Genomic DNA, 25079 nt, shown 5'->3' on the forward strand with positions numbered 1-25079 from the left:
TCAGTTTGGTTTCTCCGAATCGTCACCAGCAGTTGATTCGTCATCTTCGCCGTCTCCGTCCTCGGTCGGCGCTTCAGAGGCTATCGAGTCGCTGTCGTTGGCTTCGTCGGCGGCCGGCTCGCCGTCCGCCTCGGCGATTCGCTCTTCTGGGTCCCACACCTCGACAGTGTCGTCGCCGTCGTCCGCCGGCAGGTCGTCGAACGCCTCGTCCGCAGTCAGATCGTCGCTTGGCTCTTCCATGTCGGTGTTCCGGAGTGCTTCTAGCGGGTCGTCGTCCGGGGAGTCGTCGCTGTCGGCAGTGTCCGCCATGGCTTCAGCTTCGGCGTCTGCTGGTGCATCCGCGCCATCGCTGGTCGCCGCCGACCCATCCTCAACAGCGGTCTCAGTCGGCTCGTCGGCAGCGGCGGTGTCGGCCGTGGATGTGTCCGCATCAGCGTTTGCCGTGTCATTAGCCTCAGTCTCGGTCGCGTCGGCATTCGGAGCGCCGTCGTTAGCCGTGGCAGCAGTCGCATCAGCCGCCGGTTCTTCCGTCCCGTCAGTCTGCTCGTTCCGGGCAACAGCGTCGGACGCGCCTGACTGGCCATCATCGCCATCAGTATCGCTGCCCAGTTCGTCCGTCACAGCCGCCGTCGTGCCCGGTTCGCCTGTCCCCTCCGTTGCCTGTTCCAGCCGCCGCAGCGCGTCCGGGGTGGCGATTGCGTAGATTGTGTCACCGGCCGCGAGGACGCGTTCGCGGGATGGGATTGTCTCCGGTGCTGTGTCGTCGCGGGTGATCGCGACCACCGAGACTGCCAGGCTGCCGACCGGCGCGCCGTCAAGCGTGCTCCCCGGTTCAACAGTGGCGGTTCCCATCGTCTCGTCGGCCGCACGGAGGAGCGAAGCGAACTCTCGGTCGGAGCGGTCCTGCACTGGGAGCGTGACGAGCTTGTACCGCGTTTGCGGGTCAAGTTTCGGCGTGTCGGCGGCGTCGATAGCGACCGTTACCACATCGTCGGCGACGCCCCGGAGTTCGCCGGTGAGCACGCGTTTCGCCGGCGCTTGCTCCCAGACCTGAACCAGATCGCCAGCGCTTGCAGCATGGGCCGGGTCAGCCTGAATGGCGACGGCGTTCGTCGAGGGCGGCAGCGTCGGGCCGATACCGGCCGCCCGCGACCCGACCGCAAGGTAGTCGACGGTGCCGTCGTCGGCCAGTTCAACGTCCACGTGGCCGACGCCGTAGTCGGTCTTGAGCCGGCCAACCAGCCGGTCCCGGAGTTCGTCTTTTGTCAGCCGCCGGGGGAAGAGAAAGCGGCGGTTCGCAAGTGTCTCTTTAGTCTCGTCGGGCATCGGGTCGTAGCCGATGATGTCGTCGATATCCTCGGGAAGGCGAACAGACGTGACGCGACCGACGGTCTGGACGATCTCGCTCACGTCGGCGTCGATGTTCCGGCCGCCAGTCGCGGCAAAGAGGTCGACGCCCAGCCGGTCCCCAATGCGCATCCCACCGTAGGCTCCGACGCCGCCGGCAAGGAACGCAGCGAGATTCAACAGGACGACACCGGCCGCCAGCACATCCTCGTCACCGAGGATAACCTCGCTGAGCGCGGTCGTTGCGCCGATAACGAGGACAACCGCAGTCAGCCCGAACAGGAGCGCCAGCCCGGTCTGAATTCGTTCCCGGACGTACCAGCGGTAGAAAACGGCGATAGCACCAGCCGGCGTCGCGGCGAGGACCGCAATGGCGAGGAGCCAGACAACGCCCTCAACCAGCGTTCGTGACACTATCCCCAGTTGCAGGTTCGCACCGATCTGTGCGAGGAGTGGCGCGCCGAGCGGCGTCATGCGACCGCCTCCACGAAGGCATCAAGGTCGGTGCGGCGGCCAATCGCGTACAGTTCGTTGCCGGCTTCGACGGCCGCGTCGCCGCGTGGTGCGACCTGCCAGCCGTCCGGCGTCCGGATAGCGACGATGGCAACGTCGTAGGCCTCCCGAACGTGGGCGTCCCGGAGCGTCGTCCCGTCAAGCGGGCCGTCGGCGCGAACTGTGAGACGGCGAAACCGGCTTCCGGCCCGACGGAGCAGGGAGACAAGTTCGTACTCCCGATGGGTTCCGCGGGGTTCGACCACGACCTTTGGCTGAGCCGACCGCAGGAGTGGTTGCACGTCCGTCCGGGTCACGGCGACCGTGAGCCGGCCCTCGCCGCCGTCAGTCGTCGGTGCCTGTACCGGCGTTGGGGGCGTCTCGGAGTCGGCGATTTCCGGTTCCGTCGGGGTCTCGGCTGGTGTCTCGTCGGCCGACGGCGTCGACCGGGCACTGACGACGGTTCCCCGAACTTGTGCGTCCTCAGTCAGCACTGTCACCTCATCGTTTCGGGCCAGCCCGGTCGGCAACAGCGCGTCCACCGAAACGGCGTGACGGTTGTCGCCCACACGCTTCGACAGGCCCGAAAACGGCGGCGCGGCGACAACCGTCGCTCGCCCCTGCTCGTCGATGGAGACGGCGGCGTCGCCGAGGTCGAACTCCGATTTCAGCCGCTCCTCCATCCGGCGTTCGAGTTCGCCGATGCGGAGGTCGGCCGGGAACCGCCACTCCTCGCTGCGGATTTCGGCCCGGAGCGGCTCCGCAAGCGCAGGATACCCTTCCATGTCGGCCACGTCGCCGACGATGCGAATACGGACTTCGTCGCGGCCGCCGACAAATTCGACCACATCGGCGGAGAGTTTCTTCTCGCGGAGCCCCTGCAAGGAGAGCCGCTTCGGGAAGTTCGCCCCAAGCTGGTCGCCCTTGCTGTGAGCGTACAGCGACACCATCCCCACGAGAATGATTGCGGTGATGATGCGCTCGGCGTTAGGGGCCTGCGTAATCGACTTATCCGCCAGTGCCATGAGGCCGCCGCTGACGCCGGCAAGTGCGATTGCCAGCACGACAACACCGAACCCCGGCACGGTAATGCCGGTAAAGTACTTGAAACTGAACCCCAGCGCCCACGACACGAGCGCCGGTATCACTCCCACCAACAACCCCAGATAGATCCCCATCAACACCTCGACCGGGAGCGAAGCCATGTCCACATCCTGCGTGGCCGGTAGTAAATCGCTTCCGGCCCGCGGACAGTACATTTACACCGACCGCTGTAATCTGGATGGGTATGGACAGGCCGCGGAACTGGTTGGGAGCGCGCACGACAATCCTCTTGCCGGTGCTTGTGGCGGTGCTGTCGTTCGTCACTGGTGTGGTCAACATCAGTGCCGTATCGATCAGCGGACCGCTCGGAGACCTCATTCCGCGAAGCATCCAGCGTACCGCCGGATTTACCGGTGCGCTCACCGGATTCACGCTACTCGTTAGCGTCGTCGGACTCCGACGCCGCCTGCGAATCGCGTGGTACGCGACCATCGTCTTACTGCCCGTGGCGGCGGTTCAGGGGCTGGTACAGAACTCGGCGGTGACGCTTCCGTTCGTCGGCCCCGTGCCGAGTTCGGCGGTGTCGATTCCGCTCGTGGTGCTCTCGCTGATTTCGCTCCCGGCAATGTTGCTGAACCGGCGGCGGTTCGACCGACCAATCGACCTCTCGACAGCGCAACTGGCCGCTGGCGCGGCACTCCTCGGTTCGCTTATGTACGGAACGGCGGGCTCGTACGCGCTCCGGGACGATTTCACTAATCTCTCGACAGTGACCGATGCGTTCTACTACACACTGGTCACGGCCAGTACCGTCGGGTACGGCGACGTGACCCCACAGAGCCAGCAGGCGAAACTATTCGGGATGTCCGTGGTCGTCCTCGGGACGGCCAGTTTCGCCATCGCGCTTGGGTCGCTGCTGGGCCCGGCAATCGAGAAGCGGCTTTCGGAGGCACTCGGAAACATGACTGACGCACAACTGGACTTGCTCGAGAACCACGTACTGGTGCTCGGCCACGGCGACCTGACGGAACCGATTATCGAAGAACTGACCGGCGCAATCGATTTCGTGGTCATCACGCCGGACACGGAGACAGCGACACGGCTCCAGCAACAGGATATCGCCGTCCTGACTGCGGACCCGAGTGACGAGGAACCCATGCAACGGGCCGGTATCGAGGACGCTGTGGCGGTCGTCGCAGCGACGAACGACGACGCACAGGACGCGCTAGCGATACTGACGGCACAGACGCTCAACCCCGAGGTTAACATCGTCGCTGCGGCGACCGACCGCGAGAACATCGAGAAACTCCGACGAGCGGGCGCGGACACGGTCATCAGCCCGGCAGTGCTGGGTGGCCACCTCATCGTCCAGTCGGCGCTGGGCCGGGAGGGGATGGAAAATATCGCCGACCACCTGCTCGATGTGAACGACGAGGACGACGCAGATATCTAGGCCCGGCCGCGGTCGACGATAGCGATGTCTGTTTCCACGTCCTCCAGTCGTTCGAACGTCGGTGGCGAAATGAACCGCGACGCCTTGCTCCGGTCACGGCTTGCTCCGATCATGACGAGGTCGTATTGCGATGCAGTATCGGACAGAAACGTCTGGATGCTTGTCCGCGGAACCCTTGTCTCGAACGCGCCCTCGTACGGTTCGATGAGGTCCGCAAGCATCTCTTCGGCCCGGCGGCGGTCCCCGCGAGAACCGATACAGGTTGCGACGGCGACCCGCCCGCTCCGACCGGCCAGTCGCGTTGCGAAGTCGACCATGTTGTGGGCTACATCGCTGACGGACCGGACGGGGACGATGACCTGTTTCCAGCGGGTCCGGTCGCTCCGGGACCGATGGACGACAATATCGCTCTTGCTTCGAAACAGCCGCTGCAGATACGGCGTCAGCGCTCCGTGTTGGCTCTCGTAGGGCGCGACGATGAGGTCACAGTTGGTTTCGGCCGCGGTTTGCAGCGTCGTCTTGGCCGGCGAGCCATCGTCGCTCGCAACGACGACCTGGCAGGACACGCCCGTTCGCGTCTCGATTCGGTCGGCGTGGGTCTCCAGCCAGTCGACCTCCGCTTCGAGGTCAGTCTTGTCGGGCGACACCCCCGCAGTGGCCGGGTCACCGCCATCGCCGATGAGGCGGGTCCGGGCTGGCGGCGACTCTGAGCCATTTTCTGACCGGATATCGAGCTGTATCGTGTCCCGCGTGAGCGATTGCTTGGTCGTGGCGGCGTCGCTGTCTGCAACCATGTCGAGCAGGACGACTTTTCCGGCTTCGTGGGCGGCCGCGAGCCGTGCGCCCAGCATCGCTGTCTGTCCTGCCGAGTCGCCACGCATCGGGACCAGCACGTGGTCGTCACCGGACATCGACTCGTACAGGTACGTCGCTCGCTGCTCGTAGAACTGCTCGCGCCAGATGATAAAGAGGACCGCCACAAGTACACTGGCGAGGAAGATGCTAGCAACGAACGTCGCCCGCTGGTTCGGTTCGACCAGCAGCGCCAGCAGGGCGGTGGAGTACGACGACGGCTCCTCGATGTCCAGCGGCCATGTGACAACGCCAGTCGCAAAGACGGCCAGGCCGGCACCGAGCGCGTTGACGCCGAACTGGCCGCCCGGCGCTGTGAGGTAACTGTTCGAAACGGCAAGTGCGCCCAGTCCACAGACCGCGCCGATGGTGAGCCCCGCGACGAACCGCTTCGGGTCGGAGTACTTGCTCGTCGGGTCGACGAACAGCGTGTACGACCCCGCTGCGAGCGGCGGAAACAGCAGGAAACTCAGTCGTGGGACGGCGTTTGCCAGCGTCGTCACCAGCACGATAGCAAGCGGGACGAACACCAGCATCGAAAGGTGGACAAGGTTTTCAGTCACCTCGGCCCAGCGTCTGAAGTCCTGTAGTTCGCGGCGCTCGACCCGCCGGAGTCGCCTTGCCGCCGCACGGAGTCGCTTCCGGAACTGGTCGAGCATACAGTTTCCCACGGGAGAGCGTCTGTTAAGCCCTCCGCCGGAGCGCGGCGCGAGCGGCCGCGCATTCCGGTTCGATAGCACCGTCGGCGGCTCTCAAAGAGACAGTCACTCCGACGCCTACAGCGACGCGGCCGCCGTCAGACTGATTTCGATGGCGCGCTCGACGTTGTTCTTGGCTTTCTCTGGGAGTTCCTCGTCCTCGGTTTCGCCCTTCTGTGTCCCCTCGACGAGGTTTCCGTCGACGGTACAGATAGCGCCTGAGCGCAGGCCCTTACGGCGACACAGGGAGAACAGCGCGGCGGCCTCCATCTCGACGGCCAGCAGGCCGGCGGCCTCCCAGTCGTTGATGTATTCATCCGTCTCGGCGTAGAAGGCGTCGTCCGTGGCGATGGGGCCGACGTGAACGTCCTCGTCGTTCGCCTCGGCGGCGTCGACCAGCGACGAGAGCACGTCGTAGTCCGGCACGGCCGGGACAGCCTTGGATTCGTAGCGCTGGGACGTTCCCTCGTCCTTGGCCGCGCCGTTGGCGACGACCATGTCGCCGATCTCGATGCCTTCCTGCAGCGCGCCGGTCGTCCCGACGCGGATGAGCGTCTCGACGCCGACCGCCTCGAGTTCCTCGACGGCGATGGCCGTCGACGGCGAACCGATGCCGGTCGAACAGATCGTCAGTTCGCGGCCCTCATAGGTCGCGTTGACGAGTTTGTACTCGCGGTTCTCCGCGACGACTTCGTGGTCGTCACAGAGGCCAGCAATGCGGTCGACGCGTCCGGGGTCGCCCGGCACGAGCGCGATGTCTGTCAGGTCACCCGGTTCGACGAGTAGATGGGGTTGTTTCGCCATACAGGCCAGTCGCACGGAACTATTTAGTAGTCAGTGGATTCCCGTCGGTCGCAACAGTGAGGTAGGACGCCCAACAGAGAGGATGTATGGCAGACAATATCTCGCTGTTCGACAGACGGATGCGAGGGCCGGCGGGTATCGCTATCGCCGCTGGAATCGTCCTCGGACTGCTGACCGGCTATACCGTCGGCGCAGGAACACCGGACGGCCCCTCGTGGACTCTCGTCGTCCCGTTCGCGCTGCTTGCCAGCGTCTTCCTGTATCTCGGGGCCTACAGAAACCTCTCGAAGCGGGTCCGGGACACGTAGCTTACAGCCAGGTGACGAGCACTGGGATGAACAGCGCAAGCGCCGCTCCGAAAATGAACGCCGTGAGTGCCCACTGTTGGATGATCTCGTCAGCGTCGTCTCGGAGACTGCCACCGAATCGAGGCATGGCGATGCGAGCGAAAAAGTAGTAGATGAACGCGGAGATGCCCACAGCACCGATGGTATGTGGAATCAGCGGGACGCCGTTGAGTGAGATCGCCGTCGGAAGCACGAACGAGAGGCCAGCGACAACCGCGCTGTACAGCAGCGCCGCGACGAGGGCGGTGCCGTGATGGACGACGACGGCGAGGGGACGACTCACTGCACTCGGGTCAGTGCGGGTGAGTCCGGCCGCGGCAACGTACGCCGGCAGGTACCCCCCGTCCTGTGTCACCATCGGGATGTTCAACAACAGGCCGACGACCGCGCCGGCGACGACACAGACGAACGCCCACTGCGTGAGGGGGTAATCAAGCACGTGTCTCCCCTTGCTCGCGGTGCCAATGAGCATTGTGTCATGCGACCGTGGAGGCACAGCGGGACAGTTCCAAGAACGGGTCCGAGGCCAGAACGGCCCGCTATCAGGAGAGTTGCACCGGGTGTCTCACCGAGCGCCAGCAAGCCTGTTGCAGCATCCGCGGCAGTGTCGTCTCGGAGCGATCATCGTCAGAGTTCAATTCACTCAATATAGTACACCACGATAGTATATATGTCGTCGTGCAGAAACATATTGCAAGTTACACCATGACACAGCAGCGCTATCAGAACGGGAAGCAGGTGATCAGACGCTGGGACGAAGTTTTCAAGGCTGTTACCGTCGAGCCGCGGCGACAGCTCATCGTCGCGTTGTTGGATGCCCAGCCTGACGAGACAGTCGCCCTCCCCGAGAGTGCTGTAAACCCCAACGTCCCGCAGGATCCCGCGGTCCTTCGGCGGGAGCTGTACCACTGTCATCTGCCGATGCTGTCCGACAATGAGTTCATTACGTGGGAGATCGAGCCACTGGTTGCTGGTCGCGGCCCGCGGTTCAATGAGGTGGCTACCGTGTTCGAATCACTACAGTCGAACGCGACGGACGTTCCGGACTCGCTCGTGTTCGGATGTCAGCGGCTCGAACGGGAACGGCAGGAGGGACTCGGCGATTCGGTGGCAGAGTAGTCCCACTCAGACCGGGCTGAACAGGAACAGGACGATGTTATTCGTAGCCGGGCCGATGCCGACGGCGGTCACGAGCGCGAGCAGGAGACTCGCTTCGATGGGGTCCTCTTCGAGGTAGTCGTCCAGCAGGAAGACAACTGCAACCGCCACAAGGAGTTTGACGAACACGAACAGCCAGCCTTTGCCGAGATACGGGGCCGTCGGGAGTGTGCCGGCGAACTCCATGATTCGGGCCGGGATCGGCGTTCGTTCCGTGATGCCGATAACGTCAGCGCCAACCGCCGTCGAGACGCCGTCGAGCATATGCGCGAATACGACCGTCGGGGCCGCATAGCGCATCCGAACCACGACCGGTGTCCGCCACAGCGCGACCGCAAGCACCGTTACCGCGGTGACGACAGCTGCGACGACGACAGCAATGGTGGGCCAGATGAGCCCCAGCAGGCCGGACTCCAGTGCCATCACGACGGCGATGACGAGCAACACCGTCAGGAGCCCGACACCGATGTACCCCAGATTACGCGATATCGTCTCGCTGTGGCCGCGCCGGACGCTAAACAGCGCCAGCACGATCCAGACGACGCCGAGCGTGACGAAGGTCGTGAGGTACACCGCCGGTGCGCCAAACAGCGGCGCGACCACAGGTCGGTAGGCCTCTATCGGCGGCTGGTGGAACGCGTGGAGTGCGCCGCCGAGTGCCATCCATGGCGTCAGGGCGACCACGGTTCGCTGGTCGATCGGTGGTTCGAGGGCGTACAACAGCGCTGTCACCACAAGTGTGCCCGCAAGCAGCGCCACAGTGTACTCAAGCGGCGGGAGCGCTAACCCCGAAGGCAGTACCATGTCCCTCACGCCGACGCCGACGAGGGAAAACCTTCCGAACGAGACCGGCCGTGGTCATCACAGCCTGAGCGGCAACCACCGAACAGCGAGGACAGGAAGACAGTAGCCCCCCATCGCCTGCCGCCCGCCGTCTTTACGTAGACACCGCGTGTCACCCCGCGGTATGGACGACATTCCAGACCGCATCGAACATACGGTCCTTGGGCCGACGACGACACCAGACGACGTACGAACCTGCCTCGACGAGGCGCTACAGTACGGCATGCGAGCATGCATTCCCCCGTGGGCGCTCCCGCTTGCGACCGAGTACGCGAACGTCCCGCTCACGGCCGTTATCGACTTCCCTCACGGCCAGGGACAGACCGACAGCGTCTGTCAGGCGGCCAAACTGGCCTGGGACGCCGGAGCCGAGGAGCTGGATATGGTGTGCAACATAGGCTTGCTCAAGGCCGGCGAGGACGATGCCGTCCGGGACCACATCACCGAAGTCGTTGCCAGCGTCCCGGTTCCGGTGAAGGTCATCGTCGAAGCGCCGCTGCTCTCTGACGACGAACTCGAACGGGTCGGCCAACTGGTCGCAGACGCTGACGCCGCGTACCTCAAGACCGCGACGGGGTTCAGCGATGGCGGCGCGACAGTCCACGACGTAGAGATCCTCAGCACGTACCTCCCGGTGAAAGCCAGTGGTGGCGTCGGGTCGTGGGCCGACGCCGAAGCGATGTTCGAGGCCGGTGCCGAGCGAATCGGGGCCTCCAGCGGCGGTACTATCGTCCGGGAGTGGCAGGCGGAGACGGAGGGCCAGACCCCGCCCGAACCAGAGATAGACCGTGACGACGCGGACACAACCGACGGCTACTGACCGGTCCAATCCGTCGCCCTTTTGCCGTCCTGGCGATAGTGTCTGGATGAATGGCCCGGTATCACGTCGAGACGTACGGGTGCACCTCGAACAGAGGTGAGACCCAGCAGATCGAGCAAGCGCTCCGGGAGGGCGGGCACCACCCCGCCGACGGGCCGGAGTCGGCTGACGTAGCGATTCTCAACACCTGTACGGTGCTTGAGAAAACCGAGCGGAACATGCTCGCACGGGCCAAAGAACTCGACAAAGAAACGCCGGCCGACCTCGTCATCACGGGCTGTATGGCGCTCGCGCAGGGCGAGGAGTTCCAGAGCGCCGACATCGACGCGGAGGTACTCCACTGGGACGACGTGCCCCAGTACGTCCTCAACGGCGAGTGCCCGACAATCACGCCGGACACCGAAACGGTGCTCAACGGCGTCGTTGGTATCCTTCCCATCGCACGGGGGTGTATGTCGGACTGCTCCTACTGCATCACCAAGCAGGCGACCGGGCGAATCGAGTCGCCGTCGGTCGAGGAGAACGTCGAGAAGGCCCGCGCACTCGTCCACGCCGGCGCGAAGGAAATCCGTATCACGGGTCAGGACACCGGCGTCTACGGCTGGGACACGAACAAGGGGACGAGCCTGCTGCCGGAGCTACTCGACCGCATCTGCTCCGACATCGACGGTGACTTCCGGGTACGCGTCGGCATGGCGAACCCGAAGGGCCTCCACGGCGTCCGCGAGGAACTGGCCCGGGTGTTCGCCAAGCACGACGAACTGTACAACTTCATCCACGCGCCGGTCCAGTCCGGCAGTGACGACGTGCTGGCCGATATGCGCCGCCAGCACGCCGTCTCGGAGTATCTGGAGGTCGTCGAGACGCTGGACGACCATCTGGACTACTGGACGCTGTCGACGGACTTCATCGTCGGCTTCCCGACCGAGGAGCCGGCCGACCACGAGGAGTCGATGGCGCTGCTGCGCGAGACCCGGCCCGAGAAGATCAACGTCACGCGCTTCTCGAAGCGGCCCGGGACCGACGCCGCCGACATGAAGGGGCTCGGCGGCCAGACGAAGAAGGACCGCTCGAAGGAGATGAGCGAGGCGAAGATGGAACTGATGGCCGAGGCCTACGAGGAGATGGTCGGCCACACGTCCTCGGTGTTGCTCGTCGAGGACGGCACCGACGAGTCGCTGGTGGGCTACGACGAGGCCTACCGGCAGGTCGTCATCGCCGACGCACAGGAGCGCGGCCTCGAAATCGGCGACACGGTCGACGTGGAGATCACGAGCCACAACACCGTGTACGCCTTCGGCGAGCCAATCGAGCGGGCCCAGATAGCGGACTGACGGGTCCCCACATTTTCAGTCAGGACTGACCAGCCGCTCAGTCGCCACTGTAGGCTTTGCGAAGGAACGTTACCGCTCCGCCGAACATCGCAAGGTTCCCGAAGAAAGCCAGACGCTCGCCGCTCTGATCGTCCGGGTCAGCGTTCCAGAAGTCGTGCATCGTCGGGGTCACGACGGCAAGGAACGTGGCGACGGCACCGGTCGAAACACGGGGAAGCCGCCAGAATGCCGTCCCGAGCCCGCCGACCAGCATCATCCCTGAGGCCAGCGGGGCCAGCAAGTCTGGCGCGGGGACACCCGCCGACTCAGCGTACTCAATAGCGTCTTCCATGTCCCGGAAGTCCTCAGCGGCCTGAAGGGCCACGCCAAGGCCGAACAACAGTCGTCCAAGTGCAAGCCAGCTACGTGATGAGTCGTCACCCATATGCTATCGCATGGCACGACAGCTATTAAAACGTCACTCCAAGTCAGCGAGTCGTTCCACTTCTTCGTCGTCTTTCCACTCGCCGAGTTCCTTCGGGTCGACGTGAATGAACGCGTCGTCGACCTCCGGAAGCTCCTCGATTGATTTGATGACCGCCGTCTCGATGTCGTGGGCCTCAAACAGCGTCAGGTCACCTTCCACCTCGATGTGGAGGCTCACGTCGATTTCAGGGCCGACGTAGTGGGCGATAACGTCATGTGCGCCGCTGACCTTCGGGTGGTCCAGCGCGCGACGGAGGATTTCGCGCCGGAGGTCCTCCGGTGGTGCGCCGCCAACGAGATAGGTGACGTTTTCCTGTACGACCTCGATGCCGGTGTAGATGATGCCGATGGCGACGACGAGTGCGGCCAGCGGGTCGGCGATGGGGTAACCGGCCATTGCACCGGCGACACCGACCAGCGCCGCTCCCGCAGTGAGGATGTCGTTGCGGTTGTCCTTCGCCGTCGCAATGAGCGCCGGGGAGTTACGGTCCGTGCCCGCGCGGAGACAGTAGCGGTAGAGGGCGTACTTCGCGACGGCCGAGAAGGCGAGCACGAGCACGGCGGCTGGCCCCTGTGTTACCGAGACGTTCCCGGTCAGCAGGGCAGTCCCGGCGTTCCAGAGGACGAACCCGCCAGCGGCGAAGATACCCGCGGCAACGAACAGCGAGACGAACGGCTCGATGCGTTCGTGGCCGTGGGGGTGCTCGAAGTCAGGCGGGCGCGTCGTCAGGTACAGCCCGGCAACGATGACCAGCGAGTAGGCGGTGTCAGCGGCGCTGTTGACCGCCTCGGACTGGACGGCGAAGCTTCCGGTAGTGAGCCAGACGCCGGCTTTCAGCAGCACGAGGAGAAGGTTGACGCCGAGAACGAGCAGGCCGACTCGCCTGAGCGTCGTGCGGCGTGACATTGCCCCTCCGTTGTTGGGCCGCCGTCAAAGCCGCTTCGACACTGAGCTACTCCTGTGGCCGAGGCCGAGACGCGAAGGTTGCCATCGCTGGCGAAAACGGGTCGTATACCGACTGGTGGCAGTTACAGTACACCTTGTCGGCGGCCTCGAATTTCGCGCTTCCAGACGTTTTTTTGTACCCGGGATTACAGCAGAGGTGCGTACAGCGGTTCACCCATGCGATGAAATCCTCGGCAGTGGCCGCGTCCAGAAAGTCACGTATCTCACCGGCGAGGTCAGCATACTCGTCTTCACCGGCGACCATCTTCGAGACAGCGGGTGTCCGGAGCACCTGAACCTGAATCTCCTTGACGTCCTCGCCCTGTGAACGCCAGGTCGCGACCGCTGGCTTGCCGAGACCGTCGCTACCGATGTTGTTTCCTCACGACTCGTAGTTCTCGAAGTGCTCGACACGGAGTTTCTCTCCATCGGGCAGGTCAGATTGCCAGTCATACGTCGTCTTCGACCTGAGAAACCCGTCGCGCTCGGGGTCCGGTTCGAGTCCCGGGGCGACTTCGAGCCCGCAGTACTGGAACCACTGCTGAGAGTACGTCACGCCGCCCAGTTCACCCCTGGCGAGACGGAAGGTATCACCGCCCGCTGTCACTTCTGATACGGACGGCCACATCCCGCGGAGTGCGCCATCGGATATCTCCAAGGGGACAATCGGCATCGGCCGGTTCGCTGGGCCAGCGATATTCCGGATGCCGACATAGGACACGGTACCGCCACCGACGCCACCTTGGTCGGTCGTTGCGTCGACTGCGAGGCCGCCGACAGTCGTCACCCCTGACAGCGCACTGGCGCCGACCAGTCCTTTGACGAAGCGGCGGCGACCGGACGGAGCTGGGTACTTGTCACGCTGGCCGTGATTTGGAGGGCTTTCTTGCGTCATAGGACCATGCGACAGTTTGGCAGCCACTGAAAAAGGCCCACCCGATGCTTTTCAGCTACCGGAAATCGGCTGTTTCACCGCATCGCTACAGACGAAGACGGCATCTCGGTCGGTACGGCCGGGACGGCCAGAGCTACTCGATTCGGACAGCTCCGTCCTCCGGAGCGGTCGTTCCGTCCTGTGACGCGAACGCAGCGTAGAGCCGGTCGTACGTCTCTTCGACAGCCTCGACGATGACTTTCGTATCACTGATGACCGGCATAAAGTTGGTGTCGCCGTTCCACCGCGGCACGACGTGGGTGTGGAGGTGGTCGTCAATCGAGCCGCCGGCCGCCGAGCCGCCGAGATTCAGCCCTGCGTTGAACGCGTCCGGGGACAACGCCGTCTCCAGAGCGTCGAAGGTCCGCTGTTTCAGTCGGGCGTGGTCGAGCAGGGTTTCGTCGTCGAGGTCGCCGTACTCGCCGGTGTGGGTATGGGGAATAACCATCACGTGTCCGGGGTTGTACGGGTAGTTGTTCAGGAGGACAAAGGCGTGGTCGCTTCGCGCCACGAGGTTGTTCGCCCGGTCGTCGTCCTGTGCCTGAAACGCACAGAACACGCAGTCGACATCAGGGTCCGTCTTTTCGCGTTCGACCCACTCGATGCGCCACGGCGCAAACACCTTGTCCATACCGCCAGTTGTCGACCCACCAGCAAAAACGATATGACCGATACCGCGAATGTAGTATATAAAAGTGTTGGCCGTTCACGCAAGCTGAACGGGTTTTGTGGGCTCAGGACGGCTTTTAAACATTCTCGGCGAACCTAAGGTCGCCTTCGGCAGAAATCGACTGCCGTCTGGCGATAAACAGTGCTAAACGGACCAGAACTGATGGTGGTTTTTATACTCTCTACCCGGCTTGTATCAGACGGGATGGCAGCGATAAACGACGGCGTTGACATGGCCGAACACTGTTCGACGTGTGACCGTGAGACACCGCACGCCGTGCGTGTCCAGATACAGACAGAATCCGATAAACGCGAAAACGCGGCGTTTTCCCGAGAGCCGTATCGAGTTAGCGAGTGTCAAATCTGTGGGACAACCACGTCGACACGGATGAACAACGCTTAACCATCCCACACCCCCCACCCCACCCTTTCCGTACGCCACGCGGTCTCCGACTGCGTGGCTACACACCCCCACCCCACCCTTTCACACGAACCACATAGTGATGCGGCTGACGGGACTCGAAAACAGTAGTCCGGTATCACCCAGCGGGTTCGAAGTCGGTGTCGCGTTACCGCGAGCGCGTCGTTACTTCACAGCCGTCCTCAGTGATGATGACGGTGTGCTCCTTCTGGCTGACGTACGCGCCGTCCTGCTCTTTGAGTACGGGGTAGCCGTGGACGATATCCTGCTGTTTCAGGCGGCGAAGCGCCATCTCCGCTCGCGGCGAGTCGAGCCAGCGGGCGGCGAACGGCAGTGTTCGGTACTCATCGGTGATCTGTTCGAGGACCTGTCGGGCCTGCCGGTTCCGGACTGATCCTTCCCGTTCGAGGGCGAAAATCTCCTCGTCAGCCCCTTCCTGCACTTTGCCGCGGCCGTCGGTGGCGAACGGCTCGATAGCGACCACGTCACCCACGTCGAGCGTCGCACCCTGTGCCACTTCGCGGTTCGGGATGTTCGGCGACGTGTGCTGTTCCCAGTGACCGAGTCCGTGGCCGGTGAGATTCACGACGGGGTTGTAGCCGTACCCTTCGATGACCTCCTCGACGGCTGCGCCGATCTGGCCCACATCAACACCCGGGCCGGCAACGTCCAGCGCGGCGTCCAAGGCCTCTTCGGGGGCTTTGGCGAGTTCGTCCTGCCCGGAGAGGTCGACCGTCACGGCGGTGTCGGCGAGCCACCCATCGACGTGGACGCCGATGTCGAGGTTGACCATCTCTTCGCCGAACGTCGCGTCGTCGTCGCGCTCGGGAGTAGCGTGAGCGGCCTCCTCGTCGATAGAGATGTTCACCGGGAACGCCGGCTTGCCGCCCAGTTCCCGGATCTTGTCCTCGGCCCACTGTGCGACTTCGAGGTGAGAGACGCCCACCTCAACGCGTTCGGCCGCCTCGTCGCGTACCTGTGCTAGAATTTCGCCCGCTTCGCGGCATTTCTCGTACTGCTCGGAATCGAAGTCCACGTCAGTCATGCACGCCGGTTAGTCGGTGGCGGGCAAAGGGGTTTCCCTCTGCTATTTCGTCGCGGTCTGCATTGCGGCGGTGTTCCGTTCGGCCCCGGTATGGCCGGCGTGGTCGAGAACGATGACGCCGGCACGTCCACCGGTCGCGTCCTCGAACTCGGCGATGGCTTCTTCGGCGGCCTGTTTCGGGCCGTACGTGTCCAGTAGTTCGACAGCGCGGCGAGCCACCCCGAACCGGGCGATAGCCTCCCCTTCGCCGGTCGCGCTCGCACCACCGCGGCCGTCCGCGTAGAAGCCGGCCCCAACCTGTGGCACATCGCCGACTCGACCGGCCAGCGCGAACCAGCGCCCGGCGGTCGATGTCGCCGCCGCAAGCCGGTCCCCGTCGGTCGCAACCGCGCCGACGGTGTCAGTGCCGCTGAAATGCTCACGGACCCAGTCGAGGTGGTCAGCGGGGCCACCGTCGGGCGGGTCCGCGCGCTCGTATCGCTGTCGCGTCTCTGCAGTCGTGAGGTCCCGGCCGGTTTCGACACCTGTGCCAGCCGCGAACTCAACGGCCTCGTCGCCGGCAAGGAGGACGTGTGGCGTCTCAGTTGCCACAGTATGGGCTACATCCGCGGCGTGTACAACGCCAGACATTGCACACGCCGCTCCGACCCCGCCGTCGTCGGTCATCAGTCCAGCGTCAGTCCGGACTTCGCCGTCGCTCTGGATTGCCCCACCGACGCCGGCATTGAATGCTGGGTCTGATTCAAGTGGCCGAAGCGCGGCCAGCACCGCGCCCATCGGACGCGCCGCCTCCGTTGCCTGTTCAGCGGCATCGGTAAGCGTTTTCTGTCGGGTGGCCGGTGACTCTGGTGGACTGCCCGCGCCGCCGTGGACGATGACGTGCATGCGGACCCGTTGACACACGAAAGGCATATCACCTCCGACCATTGCGATAGTGACGTGCTGGCGTGCGGTCGTGCCCTTTCTTTACGCACTGTGTTACCACGTCTGAGGGAAAGCGGCACGCCTTTAGGGGCGACTGTCAATTGGCGGAATATGGGCTACGATTACGACAAAGTGGAGGTTCCCGACGAGGGACAGCAGATTCAGGTCACGGAGGACGACGAACTCGACGTTCCGGAAAACCCGATTATCCCTATCATCCACGGGGACGGTATCGGGACCGACGTGGGTCCGGCCGCACAGAAGGTGCTCGAAGCCGCCGCGAACGCAACCGGTCGTGACATCTCTTGGATGCGCATCTACGCCGGCCAGTCCGCCCGAGACAAGTACGACGAGAACCTCCCTGATGACACCGTCGAGGCCATCAAAGAGTTCAACGTCGCTATCAAGGGCCCGCTAACGACACCGGTCGGCGCTGGCTTCCGCTCGCTGAACGTCGCACTTCGCAAGACGCTCGACCTCTACGCGAACGTTCGCCCGACCTATCACATCGAGGGCGTCCCGTCACCGGTCAAAGACCCCGAGGAGATGGACATGGTCACCTTCCGGGAGAACACCGAGGACGTCTACGCCGGCATCGAGTGGGAGGCCGGCACCGACGAAGTCGAGGAGGTCAAGGAGTTCGTCGAGGACGAGATGAACTTCGACGAGACCATCCACGACGGCCCGGTCGGCATCGGCGTCAAGCCGATCACCGAGTTCGGGACCAAGCGCCTCGTCCGTGAGGCCATCGACTACGCCCTCGAAGAGGACCGCGACAGCGTCACGCTGGTCCACAAGGGCAATATCATGAAGTTCACTGAGGGAGCCTTCCGTGACTGGGGCTACGAGGTCGCCGAAGAGGAGTACGGCGAGCACGTCATCACCGAGGACGAGCTGTGGGACGAGTACGACGGCGAGGCGCCCGAGGACTCACTGGTCGTTAACGACCGCATCGCCGACAACATGCTCCAGCAGCTCCTGACCCGTACCGACGAGTACGACGTCATCGCGACGATGAACCTCAACGGGGACTACATGTCCGACGCTGCCGGCGCACAGATCGGCGGCCTCGGCATCGCCCCCGGTGCGAACTTCGGTTCGGCCCGCTGTCTCGCAGAGCCGGTCCACGGCTCCGCGCCGAAGTACGCCGGCGAGGACAAGGTCAACCCGACCGCAATGATCCTCTCCGGCCGCCTCATGCTCGAATACATGGGCTGGAAGGACGCCGGCCAGCTCGTTCGTGACGCCGTCGAGGAGACCATCTCCTCTGGCAACGTCACCTACGACCTCGAACGCCAGATCGAAGGCGGTACGAAGCTCGCCACCAGCGAGTTCGCCGAGAAGGTCGTCGAAAACATCGAGAAACTTGCGTAAGCAAGTTTCTGGGCTCTGGCGGCAAAGCCGCCAGAACATCGAGAAGCTCGCATAAGCGAGTCGCGCTGACCACCCGAACTCTGCATTTTTAGTGCGCGTTACAGCCCGAAAGTGACGACACAGGCGAGTATCATTTGGAGAATAGCGCTATCTCTTGGGAGTTGCGTTTCTTATGCAGCACAGCCGTCCGAGAGGCGTTACTCGGTCAGCGGCATAACTACGCCAAACACGAGCGGCGAGAGAAGTCCGACGAGAATACCGAGCATTTCCATGTCGACTAGCAGGGTGTCGCCCCAGGCGGGGAGCGTCCCGAGAACGGCGCTTCCGGCGACTTCGCCCGCGATGCCGAGGAGGAACAGCCCTGCCCCGAGCATGAACCCGCGCTTCGCGAGTGTCGCGTAGTCCGCGTTCCAGTTTTGACTCATACAGGTCCGTCCTCGTGGACCTACTAAGCTCTCTCGGATCGAAAGAGCTACAAACGCGTTCGGAATGATATCTGGGCACACATGGTCTCAGAATCGATTCCAGAGCTACTTGAACTCCTGCTCTCGACGCTGCTCGCAGCCGGGCTAACCGTTGGCGGGGCACTCACCGAACAGGCCGCTCTCGCCGACCTGTCCGGCGGCGTCTCCGCGTTCGCTACCTGGGAGGTGTACATGGGCCTGGTCCTCCTGTACGCCGGCTATACCCTCGCATCGCGGCGAGTGTTTCCCGCGCTCGGCAGCGCCTGAGTGTTCGCTGCAGGCAGACTCTTAGTCCTGAAGCGACCGCTGAGTTGTATTTTCGACCCACTCCGGCTGTCTCACTGTCGTCGACCCGATGTGTCGGAGCCGCATCTCTTGGGTGACACGAACCTGTCGGTCGCTCCGTTTAGCATCGAAGGCCAGCCGAAACGCGGAAACGGTGCCATCGTGATTGACGCGAAGTCGGACGGAGACGTTGCGGGGGTCGCTCACGAACAGCGGTGTGTTGAGTCTGTCAGGGTTCCGAAAGCGGGTGCCGACGAGGACGACGCCGCTGTCACTTCGGTCTGCAACGGAGAGAGCGACGGCTTCTCCGACGCCACGTATCGTCCGGCGCTCCGAGAGGTCCGAGACCGGGCCGTCGTCGCGGACAGACCACTTGACCTGGCTGCGGCGGTTCACTCGCTCGTCGTACTGGGCCGCAACGATGGAACCGTTAGTCCAGTAGTCAATGCGGGTGGTGAACGTGTTCAACTCCGTGCCGTTCTGTCGGAACCGACCTGCGTACGTCGTCTTGTTCACCGCGACGTAGCGGGTGTGGTTGGACCGCCGGAGTACTGTCCCGTTGCTGTCAGTGACCCACTGGCGAGTGACCAGCGTGTAATTCGTCGTCGCAAGCGTCCGCTCGTGGGTGCTGGCCAGCGTTGACGGAACCACTGCGTCGTCGCTCACGCCCGGCGGATACCCGACCCCGTCGGTCGGCACCGTTGCCGGCGTGACCGTCTCGGGACTGTCTTGCTGGACGAACCCAGAACAGCCGGCGAGTACGAGCGCGAGCGTCACGATAGCAACCACTGCTCGCGTCATTGGTTACCATACGGCCGGAGGACTCAAACAGTTGTGGTTAGTCCTGCCAGTCCGGATTCGGCCTCGGCGGACTAAACACGTCGATACCACGGACCGGCTCCTCGCCGTCGTTGCGCGCCTCGTGTGGTTCCTCGCTCGGGACCACGTAGGAGTCCCCGGGGCCGATGACGTACTCCTCGCCGTTGACGTGGAAGGTAAAGGTCCCTTTCACAACGTAGCCGACCTGCTCGTGGCGGTGGCTGTGTTCCGGGACGGCCGCGCCGGGTTCGATATGAAACTGCTGGACGCTCATCTCCTCTCCGACGGCCATCTGTGTCAGGTGCACGCCGTCGACTGCTTCGACTGTCTCACAGGCCGCCTGTGGTACTTCTTCCATGCTCAGCTATGTCATGTCCACCGCACCTAAGCCTTCGTCCCCCGGCATCGGACGTCGGTGGGTTCAGTACCGTCCGGCCCTGACGGGGAGGTATGTACGCGGTCGTCGGGTGTAGTGAGTGCAGCGCGCTGTGGGTCACCGAGGGGCGACCGGAGACGACCCAGTGCCCGCGGTGTGGCACGCGCCGCAAACACGAGAAGCGTCGGAAGTTCGTCGAGACGGACGACGAGGCCCACGCCCGAGAGGTTCGGGCGTCGATGCTTGCGAACCGCCAAGGGGAGGGCGACGCCTTCGCAGAGTTGGACTCCTACGCCGAGATGGAGCGGCAGGTCGACGACGCGGGCGTGGACGACAAGACGTATCTCGAAGATTCGGGGGTGGACACCGACGCCGTGTCGGCGGCTGCCGACCGCGCCGAACAGGGAGCGACGGGCGGGTCGAGCCGTAAGGAGACGGTCACGAACGCGTTGCGGGCACTGGATGAGCCGACCGAAGACGATATCGTGGGCTACGCCGAGGAGCGTGGCGTCCCGGCGTCGTACACCCGGAAGGCGTTGAAAAAGCTGGTTCGTGCCGGCGAGGCATCGGAGAGTCGGGGGCACTACCGGCTGCTATGACCGCAACACTGGATTTCGAGCCCGGACCGGTCGCAGTCGGGACGCTCGTCGGTCTCTCGGGACTGCTGTTCTTGCTCACGCCAGTCGTCGAACCCGTCGCAGTCGGCTCGTTGCGGGTGAGCACGGTTGCGCTCTCGGCGGTCGTTCTCACGCTCGGGTTCGCGCTGGGCACGGTCGTGTTCGCTCGCCGGGGCCGCCGGCTGTTCGCCATCGCACACGGTGTCTTCGCCGTCGCGTGGGCGCTGCTCGTGCTCGGTCCGTTGTTGGGCGAGGAAGCACTCCTGCTCGCCGGCGTCGTCGTGCTCGTTGCGGGTGCCGGCTTTCTGGTGAGTCAGAGCCGGCAGTGATGACAGACCGTCCCGAAGCCGGGACTACCGCCCGAGGTCAGCGTGCGCCGAGGAGAGGTGGCGCGAGGACAGCGCCGCAAGCAAAGAGAGTTCGCCGGCCAGCGCGCCGGCGGCAATAACTTCGGCGAGCGCGTCGGCGTTGCTCCCGGCGGGGTCGCCGCCACCGCTGTACCCCAGCACGTCCAGCGCTTCGGACTGGGTTGGCAGGCCCGTCCCGCCGCCGACGGTCCCGACCTCCAGCGATGCGATGGTGACCGAGGCGTACAGGCCGTCCTCGCGGGCGTCGACCGTCGTGATAGCGTTGCTCCCTTCGACGACCTGTGCCATATCCTGCCCGAGCGCGAGGAAGGCGGCGGCGACGACGTTGGCGGCGTGAGCGTTGAATCCTAACGCACCGGCCTTTGCGGAGCCGACGAGGTTCTTTCGGGTGTTGGCCTCGACGATGGCGTCGGAGGTCGTATCGAGTCGGTCCTCGACCTGCTCATGGGGAATCAACACGTCCGCGGCGACGGTGCGACCACGCCCCTCGACGGCGTTGATGGCAGCGGGCTTTTTATCCGAACAGAGGTTGCCCGAGAGCGCCACGAGGTCGGCCGGCGTCTCGGTCTCGACGACATCGCAGGCCGCCTCTGTTGCGATGGTCGCCATGTTCATCCCCATCGCGTCTTTGGTGTCGTAAGAAAAGCGCAGGAAGACGCTGTCGCCGACGACGTAGGGTGTCACGTCCTGTAGCTCGCCGTGGCTCGTCGTTGATTCGGCGGCGTCGGCGAGGACATCGACGTGTTCGCGGACCCAGGCCGACACCTCGCCCGCCTCAGCCACGTCCTCGACGCGGAACACCGGCGCGCGGGTCATTCCGGATTTGAGGACGCGGGCGGTCGCGCCGCCAGCGTTGCGGATGGTCGAGACGCCGCGGTTAACCGAGGCCAGCAGCGCGCCCTCGCTGGTCGCCAGCGGGAGGTGGTGGTCGCCGTCAGCGGCTCCACCGTCGACGGGCAGCGGGCCGACGACGCCCATCGGGACCTGCGCCGCGCCGACCATGTTCTCGATGTTGCTCTCGGCGTCGGCGGCGTCGAACGTGTAGTCGCCGACCGCAGAGAGGTCCGTGTCGGTCTCCTCGGCCAGCAGGTGTCTGCGGGCCGCCGCCGCAACGTCGGGCTCGGCGTGGTCTTCCAGTTCGTAGAGCCGCAACTCACCGTCACGAACGCGCTCTGCGAGCGCAACGACGTCGGAGTCGGTCATACTGACCGGTGTGGCTTCGGGACTCCTAACAGTTGCTCTTGGCGGGCCAAGCGTTTTGCAGTCGCCGCGCCCGGAGTCTGTATGGTCGACCGCGTATTCACGAACTGTGAGGTACGGCCGCTATCCGGCGACGACCCGGCGTCCGCGGTTGCAGTGACGGACGGCACGGTTACCGCCGTCGGTGACCCGGACGAACTCTTGACAGCGGGTGCTGAGACCGTCGATTGTCGCGGTGGCGTGCTGTTGCCCGGCTTCGTCGACGCCCACACGCATCTTGACATCGTCGGCCGGCGTGCGGTCGAAGCCGACCTCGCCGGGGCAGACGGCCCGGACAACTGCATCGACCGGCTGCTGGCGGCCGACGACGGCGAGGGCTGGGTTCTGGGCTTTGGCTACGACGAGAGCGACTGGGACGGCGAGCTGCTGCAGGCGGCGACACTGGATCGAGTGAGCACTGACCGCCCGGTCGTAGCCGCGCGCGAAGACATTCACACGATATCTGTGAACCACGCCGCGCTGGACACGCTGGACCTGCCCGACGACGGCGTCCGCACCGAGGACGGCGCGCCGACCGGTGTGCTCGTCGAGGAAGCCGCTGAGGCCGTCTTCGACGCCATCGCGCCCGACTACACACAGACACGGGAGTATCTGCTGGCTGCACAGGAGGTGGCGCTCTCGGAAGGAATTACCGCCGTCCACGACATGGTGCGGCAGTCTCACGCCCCACAGGTGTACCGCGAATTGGACGCCGAAGACGCACTCTCTCTGCGGGTTCGGCTCAACTACTGGGCAGACCACCTCGACGCCATACGGGAACTCGGCTTAGTGACGAACCACGGGAGCGACCGAGTGCAAACGGGCGCTATCAAGGCGTACATCGACGGGTCGCTCGGGGCTGGAACCGCGCGGCTTCGGACCCCCTACGCCGACAGCGATAGCGCCGGCGAGTGGCGGACAGACCCGGACGCACTCCGGGAACTCGTGTCAGCGGTCGACGACGCGGGCCTCCAGTTCGCCGCTCACGCCATCGGTGACGCGGCCATCGACGCGCTGCTCTCGGCTATCGAGTCCGTCGACGCCGCGGACGAGCGCCACCGCGTCGAACACGCCGAAGTCCTCACCGGCGACTTGGTGGAGCGACTGGCAGCGTCGCCGCTGGTCGTTTCGGCCCAGCCGAACTTCCACCGCTGGGCAGCGCCGGGCGACCTGTACGACGAGCGCCTCGGCGAACGTCGCGGGCTGACGAACCGGTTCCGCGACCTCGTGGATGCCGGCGCACAACTGGCCTTCGGGAGCGACTGTATGCCACTTTCCCCGCTGTATGGTGTTCAGCAGGCCGTTACCGCGCCGGAGCCGAGCCAGCGACTGACAGTCGGCAAGGCGCTCCGGGCGTACACCAGCGGTGCTGCCTATGCGGGCTTCGACGAGGACCGGATGGGCACAGTCACACCGGGGTCGGTCGCGGATTTCGCTGTGCTATCGGCCTCGCCGTGGGAAGTACCGAACGGGAAGATTTCGGACATAGACGTCACAATGACCGTCAGCGCCGGGGACATCGTATTCGACTCCGGGGACTGAATCAAACAAAGAGCGGTATCGAAGCGCCTCGGTTCTTGTTGTTCGGTAACAAACAACTTGATTCAGCAATACGGGATATAGAACCGGATAAGTCGCCAAAGCCGGATATAAAACCAGAGCGGTCACCAACCCCGGAAACAAAAGTATAGTGGCCACCGATATTGGATACACAATTTTCTCCGCCACCAACTAGCTTCTTTGAAGATAAAATCTTTTCACGAAGTAGTTGCGAAGTGTGAGTACCCACAGGTGGATACAACGTGCCCGAAATGGAAACCGCCGCGTTCGAGACGGATCTTAGCCTCTTCAAGTATGACAACCTCGAGCAGCTCCCGCCGTCGTACCGGGACCTCGATGCGGACGAGCGGACCGAACGCATCGAGAGCGCGCTCGCCGAGCTTGGCGATGATGTGGTCATCCTCGGCCACAACTACCAGCGACAGGAGATTGTCGAACACGCCGACTTCATCGGCGACTCCTACCAGCTCTCGAAAGAAGCCGCCCAGTCCGACGCCGACTACGTGATTTTCGGCGGCGTGACGTTCATGGCCGAATCCGCAGACATCATCACGGACGACGACCAGTCCGTGATTCTCCCGTCGATGGAGGCCTCCTGCCCGATGGCCGGCATGGCCGAGGCGCTGCAGGTCGACGCCGCGTGGGCCGAACTGACCGCGGCGCTCGACGACGACGAAGAGATAATCCCTATCACGTACATGAACAGCTACGCCGACCTGAAGGCCTTCTGCGCCGAGCAGGGCGGCCTGGTCTGTACCTCCTCGAACGCGCACAAGGCCTTCGAGTACGCCTTCGAGAAGGGCGACAAGGTGCTGTTCTTGCCCGACAAACACCTCGGTGAAAACACGGCACACCGGCTCGGCATGGCCGACGAAACCGTCGAGTGGGATCCCTGGGACGCCGAGGGGACCGACGCCGCTGACGCCGTCGAAAACGACGTCATCCTCTGGGAGGGGTACTGCCAGGTCCACGAGCGGTTCCGAGAGCACCACATCGAGTCCATCCGCGAGGACTACCCCGACGCGAACGTCATCGTCCACCCCGAGTGTCGCCGCGAGGTCGTCGAGGCCGCCGACGTGGCCGGCTCCACGTCGACTATCTGTGAGTCCGTCGCCGAGGCCGACCCCGGCGAGACGTGGGCCATCGGCACGGAGATTCACCTCACGCACCACCTCCAGCGGTGGCATCCCGACGTGAATGTCGTCCCGCTGTGTGGCGACGCCTGCATGGACTGCAACGCCATGCGCCAGATCGACCCGAACTACCTCGCATGGGTGCTTGAGGAACTGGTCGAGGGCCGCGAGCGCAACGTCATCGAAGTCGCGCCCGAGGAGAAGGAACTGGCACAGGTCGCGATGGACCGAATGCTGGAGATCTGACC

The 25079-nt window shown here is 64.2% G+C and carries 27 protein-coding genes and 1 pseudogene; 12 read left to right on the plus strand and 16 right to left on the minus strand.

Annotated features, from left to right (window positions below):
- Together G9C82_RS05905 and G9C82_RS05910 are read right to left on the minus strand one after the other, a co-directional pair.
- A complete protein-coding gene (locus G9C82_RS05905) occupies positions 1-1821 on the minus strand; it encodes a TrkA C-terminal domain-containing protein (protein ID WP_127013600.1) in 1821 nt (606 codons plus the stop codon).
- Positions 1818-3098 carry a potassium channel family protein gene (locus G9C82_RS05910; RefSeq protein ID WP_127013601.1) on the minus strand — a complete coding sequence of 427 codons (1281 nt, stop codon included), beginning with the start codon at positions 3096-3098 and terminating at the stop codon, positions 1818-1820. The genes G9C82_RS05905 and G9C82_RS05910 overlap by 4 nt, the downstream gene beginning before the upstream one ends.
- Before the next feature lie 29 nt (positions 3099-3127).
- On the opposite strand from G9C82_RS05910, the gene G9C82_RS05915 reads away from it, so the two are divergent.
- Positions 3128-4336 carry an NAD-binding protein gene (locus tag G9C82_RS05915; protein WP_127013602.1) on the plus strand — a complete coding sequence of 403 codons (1209 nt, stop codon included), beginning with the start codon at positions 3128-3130 and terminating at the stop codon, positions 4334-4336.
- Here the strand turns inward: G9C82_RS05915 and G9C82_RS05920 are convergent.
- Together G9C82_RS05920 and G9C82_RS05925 are read right to left on the minus strand one after the other, a co-directional pair.
- Positions 4333-5847, minus strand: coding sequence for an HPP family protein (locus tag G9C82_RS05920; RefSeq protein ID WP_121303716.1), 1515 nt, complete (start codon positions 5845-5847; stop codon positions 4333-4335). The two genes, G9C82_RS05915 and G9C82_RS05920, sit on opposite strands and share 4 nt — an antisense overlap.
- A gap of 117 nt (positions 5848-5964) precedes the next feature.
- Positions 5965-6690: a nucleoside phosphorylase gene (locus G9C82_RS05925; protein WP_007189044.1), complete on the minus strand. Its 726-nt coding sequence runs from the start codon at positions 6688-6690 to the stop codon at positions 5965-5967.
- 86 nt (positions 6691-6776) lie between these two features.
- Between G9C82_RS05925 and G9C82_RS05930 the strand changes: the two genes are divergently transcribed.
- Positions 6777-6998 carry a hypothetical protein gene (locus tag G9C82_RS05930; protein WP_004963795.1) on the plus strand — a complete coding sequence of 74 codons (222 nt, stop codon included), beginning with the start codon at positions 6777-6779 and terminating at the stop codon, positions 6996-6998.
- A gap of 1 nt (position 6999) precedes the next feature.
- Here the strand turns inward: G9C82_RS05930 and G9C82_RS05935 are convergent, their stop codons facing one another.
- On the minus strand, positions 7000-7509 hold the full coding sequence (locus G9C82_RS05935; RefSeq protein WP_127013603.1) for a hypothetical protein: 510 nt from the start codon (positions 7507-7509) through the stop codon (positions 7000-7002).
- Positions 7510-7742: 233 nt separating this feature from the next.
- Here G9C82_RS05935 and G9C82_RS05940 point away from each other — a divergent pair, with 233 nt between their 5' ends.
- A complete protein-coding gene (locus G9C82_RS05940; RefSeq protein WP_127013604.1) occupies positions 7743-8156 on the plus strand; it encodes a hypothetical protein in 414 nt (137 codons plus the stop codon).
- A gap of 6 nt (positions 8157-8162) precedes the next feature.
- Here G9C82_RS05940 and G9C82_RS05945 read toward each other — a convergent pair whose 3' ends face one another.
- The gene (locus G9C82_RS05945) at positions 8163-8999 is read right to left on the minus strand and encodes a DUF63 family protein (protein WP_127013605.1); all 837 of its coding nucleotides are present in this window, start codon (positions 8997-8999) and stop codon (positions 8163-8165) included.
- Positions 9000-9162: 163 nt separating this feature from the next.
- Between G9C82_RS05945 and deoC the strand changes: the two genes are divergently transcribed.
- Together deoC and G9C82_RS05955 are read left to right on the plus strand one after the other, a co-directional pair.
- Positions 9163-9858, plus strand: a complete 696-nt coding sequence (gene deoC, locus G9C82_RS05950) for a deoxyribose-phosphate aldolase (RefSeq protein ID WP_127013606.1) — start codon at positions 9163-9165, stop codon at positions 9856-9858.
- A 50-nt stretch (positions 9859-9908) separates the two neighbouring features.
- On the plus strand, positions 9909-11192 hold the full coding sequence (locus G9C82_RS05955; RefSeq protein WP_127013607.1) for a tRNA (N(6)-L-threonylcarbamoyladenosine(37)-C(2))-methylthiotransferase: 1284 nt from the start codon (positions 9909-9911) through the stop codon (positions 11190-11192).
- Positions 11193-11229: 37 nt separating this feature from the next.
- On the opposite strand, the gene G9C82_RS05960 is transcribed toward G9C82_RS05955, so the two are convergent.
- The 4 genes and pseudogenes from G9C82_RS05960 to G9C82_RS05975 all read right to left on the minus strand — a co-directional run bounded on the left by G9C82_RS05960 (position 11230) and on the right by G9C82_RS05975 (position 14168).
- Positions 11230-11616: a DoxX family protein gene (locus tag G9C82_RS05960; protein WP_004963811.1), complete on the minus strand. Its 387-nt coding sequence runs from the start codon at positions 11614-11616 to the stop codon at positions 11230-11232.
- Positions 11617-11649: 33 nt separating this feature from the next.
- Entirely contained in the window at positions 11650-12564 is a 915-nt protein-coding gene (locus G9C82_RS05965; RefSeq protein ID WP_127013608.1) for a cation diffusion facilitator family transporter, read from the minus strand.
- Between the two features lie 46 nt (positions 12565-12610).
- Positions 12611-13498, minus strand: a pseudogene (locus G9C82_RS05970) (ubiquinol-cytochrome c reductase iron-sulfur subunit).
- 133 nt (positions 13499-13631) lie between these two features.
- On the minus strand, positions 13632-14168 hold the full coding sequence (locus G9C82_RS05975) for an HIT domain-containing protein (protein ID WP_127013609.1): 537 nt from the start codon (positions 14166-14168) through the stop codon (positions 13632-13634).
- Positions 14169-14411: 243 nt separating this feature from the next.
- Here G9C82_RS05975 and G9C82_RS20690 point away from each other — a divergent pair, with 243 nt between their 5' ends.
- Complete coding sequence (locus G9C82_RS20690; protein ID WP_004518623.1) at positions 14412-14609, plus strand: hypothetical protein; 198 nt, start codon at positions 14412-14414, stop codon at positions 14607-14609.
- Positions 14610-14775: 166 nt separating this feature from the next.
- On the opposite strand, the gene map is transcribed toward G9C82_RS20690, so the two are convergent.
- Positions 14776-15672 carry a type II methionyl aminopeptidase gene (gene map, locus G9C82_RS05985; RefSeq protein ID WP_004963823.1) on the minus strand — a complete coding sequence of 299 codons (897 nt, stop codon included), beginning with the start codon at positions 15670-15672 and terminating at the stop codon, positions 14776-14778.
- A 42-nt stretch (positions 15673-15714) separates the two neighbouring features.
- Positions 15715-16557, minus strand: coding sequence for an isoaspartyl peptidase/L-asparaginase (locus G9C82_RS05990; protein ID WP_049939112.1), 843 nt, complete (start codon positions 16555-16557; stop codon positions 15715-15717).
- A gap of 150 nt (positions 16558-16707) precedes the next feature.
- Between G9C82_RS05990 and icd the strand changes: the two genes are divergently transcribed.
- Positions 16708-17970 carry an isocitrate dehydrogenase (NADP(+)) gene (gene icd, locus G9C82_RS05995; RefSeq protein ID WP_004963830.1) on the plus strand — a complete coding sequence of 421 codons (1263 nt, stop codon included), beginning with the start codon at positions 16708-16710 and terminating at the stop codon, positions 17968-17970.
- Between the two features lie 197 nt (positions 17971-18167).
- Here icd and G9C82_RS06000 read toward each other — a convergent pair whose 3' ends face one another.
- Entirely contained in the window at positions 18168-18395 is a 228-nt protein-coding gene (locus G9C82_RS06000; RefSeq protein ID WP_007189053.1) for a hypothetical protein, read from the minus strand.
- Positions 18396-18476: 81 nt separating this feature from the next.
- On the opposite strand from G9C82_RS06000, the gene G9C82_RS06005 reads away from it, so the two are divergent.
- On the plus strand, positions 18477-18701 hold the full coding sequence (locus G9C82_RS06005) for a hypothetical protein (protein WP_004963836.1): 225 nt from the start codon (positions 18477-18479) through the stop codon (positions 18699-18701).
- 21 nt (positions 18702-18722) lie between these two features.
- Here the strand turns inward: G9C82_RS06005 and G9C82_RS06010 are convergent, their stop codons facing one another.
- Positions 18723-19520: a hypothetical protein gene (locus tag G9C82_RS06010; RefSeq protein WP_127013610.1), complete on the minus strand. Its 798-nt coding sequence runs from the start codon at positions 19518-19520 to the stop codon at positions 18723-18725.
- Between the two features lie 37 nt (positions 19521-19557).
- A complete protein-coding gene (locus G9C82_RS06015) occupies positions 19558-19896 on the minus strand; it encodes a cupin domain-containing protein (RefSeq protein WP_004963841.1) in 339 nt (112 codons plus the stop codon).
- A gap of 92 nt (positions 19897-19988) precedes the next feature.
- Between G9C82_RS06015 and G9C82_RS06020 the strand changes: the two genes are divergently transcribed.
- The gene (locus G9C82_RS06020) at positions 19989-20513 is read left to right on the plus strand and encodes a DUF5817 domain-containing protein (RefSeq protein ID WP_004963843.1); all 525 of its coding nucleotides are present in this window, start codon (positions 19989-19991) and stop codon (positions 20511-20513) included.
- Positions 20510-20860, plus strand: coding sequence for a hypothetical protein (locus G9C82_RS06025; protein WP_004963847.1), 351 nt, complete (start codon positions 20510-20512; stop codon positions 20858-20860). The genes G9C82_RS06020 and G9C82_RS06025 overlap by 4 nt, the downstream gene beginning before the upstream one ends.
- Before the next feature lie 24 nt (positions 20861-20884).
- Here G9C82_RS06025 and hmgA read toward each other — a convergent pair whose 3' ends face one another.
- Positions 20885-22102, minus strand: a complete 1218-nt coding sequence (hmgA, locus tag G9C82_RS06030; protein WP_127013611.1) for a hydroxymethylglutaryl-CoA reductase (NADPH) — start codon at positions 22100-22102, stop codon at positions 20885-20887.
- Positions 22103-22183: 81 nt separating this feature from the next.
- Here hmgA and G9C82_RS06035 point away from each other — a divergent pair, with 81 nt between their 5' ends.
- Positions 22184-23680 (plus strand): amidohydrolase, encoded by a 1497-nt coding sequence (locus G9C82_RS06035; RefSeq protein WP_127013612.1) that lies wholly within the window; start codon positions 22184-22186, stop codon positions 23678-23680.
- A 269-nt stretch (positions 23681-23949) separates the two neighbouring features.
- Positions 23950-25077, plus strand: coding sequence for a quinolinate synthase NadA (nadA, locus tag G9C82_RS06040; RefSeq protein WP_174789895.1), 1128 nt, complete (start codon positions 23950-23952; stop codon positions 25075-25077).
- The last annotated feature ends 2 nt before the right edge of the window (positions 25078-25079 follow it).

It is taken from the genome of Haloarcula sp. R1-2 (assembly GCF_011627385.1).
In the GTDB taxonomy this organism is placed as follows: Archaea; Halobacteriota; Halobacteria; order Halobacteriales; family Haloarculaceae; genus Haloarcula; species Haloarcula marismortui.

What these genes read in the sequence shown, in the direction of transcription:
- G9C82_RS05905 (WP_127013600.1), bottom strand. Translation starts at nt 1,821, where the DNA reads ATGACGCCGCTCGGCGCGCCACTCCTCGCACAGATCGGTGCGAACCTG.
- G9C82_RS05910 (WP_127013601.1), bottom strand. Translation starts at nt 3,098, where the DNA reads ATGTACTGTCCGCGGGCCGGAAGCGATTTACTACCGGCCACGCAGGAT.
- G9C82_RS05915 (WP_127013602.1), top strand. Translation starts at nt 3,128, where the DNA reads ATGGACAGGCCGCGGAACTGGTTGGGAGCGCGCACGACAATCCTCTTG.
- G9C82_RS05920 (WP_121303716.1), bottom strand. Translation starts at nt 5,847, where the DNA reads ATGCTCGACCAGTTCCGGAAGCGACTCCGTGCGGCGGCAAGGCGACTC.
- G9C82_RS05925 (WP_007189044.1), bottom strand. Translation starts at nt 6,690, where the DNA reads ATGGCGAAACAACCCCATCTACTCGTCGAACCGGGTGACCTGACAGAC.
- G9C82_RS05930 (WP_004963795.1), top strand. Translation starts at nt 6,777, where the DNA reads ATGGCAGACAATATCTCGCTGTTCGACAGACGGATGCGAGGGCCGGCG.
- G9C82_RS05935 (WP_127013603.1), bottom strand. Translation starts at nt 7,509, where the DNA reads ATGCTCATTGGCACCGCGAGCAAGGGGAGACACGTGCTTGATTACCCC.
- G9C82_RS05940 (WP_127013604.1), top strand. Translation starts at nt 7,743, where the DNA reads ATGACACAGCAGCGCTATCAGAACGGGAAGCAGGTGATCAGACGCTGG.
- G9C82_RS05945 (WP_127013605.1), bottom strand. Translation starts at nt 8,999, where the DNA reads ATGGTACTGCCTTCGGGGTTAGCGCTCCCGCCGCTTGAGTACACTGTG.
- deoC (WP_127013606.1), top strand. Translation starts at nt 9,163, where the DNA reads ATGGACGACATTCCAGACCGCATCGAACATACGGTCCTTGGGCCGACG.
- G9C82_RS05955 (WP_127013607.1), top strand. Translation starts at nt 9,909, where the DNA reads ATGGCCCGGTATCACGTCGAGACGTACGGGTGCACCTCGAACAGAGGT.
- G9C82_RS05960 (WP_004963811.1), bottom strand. Translation starts at nt 11,616, where the DNA reads ATGGGTGACGACTCATCACGTAGCTGGCTTGCACTTGGACGACTGTTG.
- G9C82_RS05965 (WP_127013608.1), bottom strand. Translation starts at nt 12,564, where the DNA reads ATGTCACGCCGCACGACGCTCAGGCGAGTCGGCCTGCTCGTTCTCGGC.
- G9C82_RS05975 (WP_127013609.1), bottom strand. Translation starts at nt 14,168, where the DNA reads ATGGACAAGGTGTTTGCGCCGTGGCGCATCGAGTGGGTCGAACGCGAA.
- G9C82_RS20690 (WP_004518623.1), top strand. Translation starts at nt 14,412, where the DNA reads ATGGCAGCGATAAACGACGGCGTTGACATGGCCGAACACTGTTCGACG.
- map (WP_004963823.1), bottom strand. Translation starts at nt 15,672, where the DNA reads ATGACTGACGTGGACTTCGATTCCGAGCAGTACGAGAAATGCCGCGAA.
- G9C82_RS05990 (WP_049939112.1), bottom strand. Translation starts at nt 16,557, where the DNA reads ATGCACGTCATCGTCCACGGCGGCGCGGGCAGTCCACCAGAGTCACCG.
- icd (WP_004963830.1), top strand. Translation starts at nt 16,708, where the DNA reads ATGGGCTACGATTACGACAAAGTGGAGGTTCCCGACGAGGGACAGCAG.
- G9C82_RS06000 (WP_007189053.1), bottom strand. Translation starts at nt 18,395, where the DNA reads ATGAGTCAAAACTGGAACGCGGACTACGCGACACTCGCGAAGCGCGGG.
- G9C82_RS06005 (WP_004963836.1), top strand. Translation starts at nt 18,477, where the DNA reads ATGGTCTCAGAATCGATTCCAGAGCTACTTGAACTCCTGCTCTCGACG.
- G9C82_RS06010 (WP_127013610.1), bottom strand. Translation starts at nt 19,520, where the DNA reads ATGACGCGAGCAGTGGTTGCTATCGTGACGCTCGCGCTCGTACTCGCC.
- G9C82_RS06015 (WP_004963841.1), bottom strand. Translation starts at nt 19,896, where the DNA reads ATGGAAGAAGTACCACAGGCGGCCTGTGAGACAGTCGAAGCAGTCGAC.
- G9C82_RS06020 (WP_004963843.1), top strand. Translation starts at nt 19,989, where the DNA reads ATGTACGCGGTCGTCGGGTGTAGTGAGTGCAGCGCGCTGTGGGTCACC.
- G9C82_RS06025 (WP_004963847.1), top strand. Translation starts at nt 20,510, where the DNA reads ATGACCGCAACACTGGATTTCGAGCCCGGACCGGTCGCAGTCGGGACG.
- hmgA (WP_127013611.1), bottom strand. Translation starts at nt 22,102, where the DNA reads ATGACCGACTCCGACGTCGTTGCGCTCGCAGAGCGCGTTCGTGACGGT.
- G9C82_RS06035 (WP_127013612.1), top strand. Translation starts at nt 22,184, where the DNA reads ATGGTCGACCGCGTATTCACGAACTGTGAGGTACGGCCGCTATCCGGC.
- nadA (WP_174789895.1), top strand. Translation starts at nt 23,950, where the DNA reads ATGGAAACCGCCGCGTTCGAGACGGATCTTAGCCTCTTCAAGTATGAC.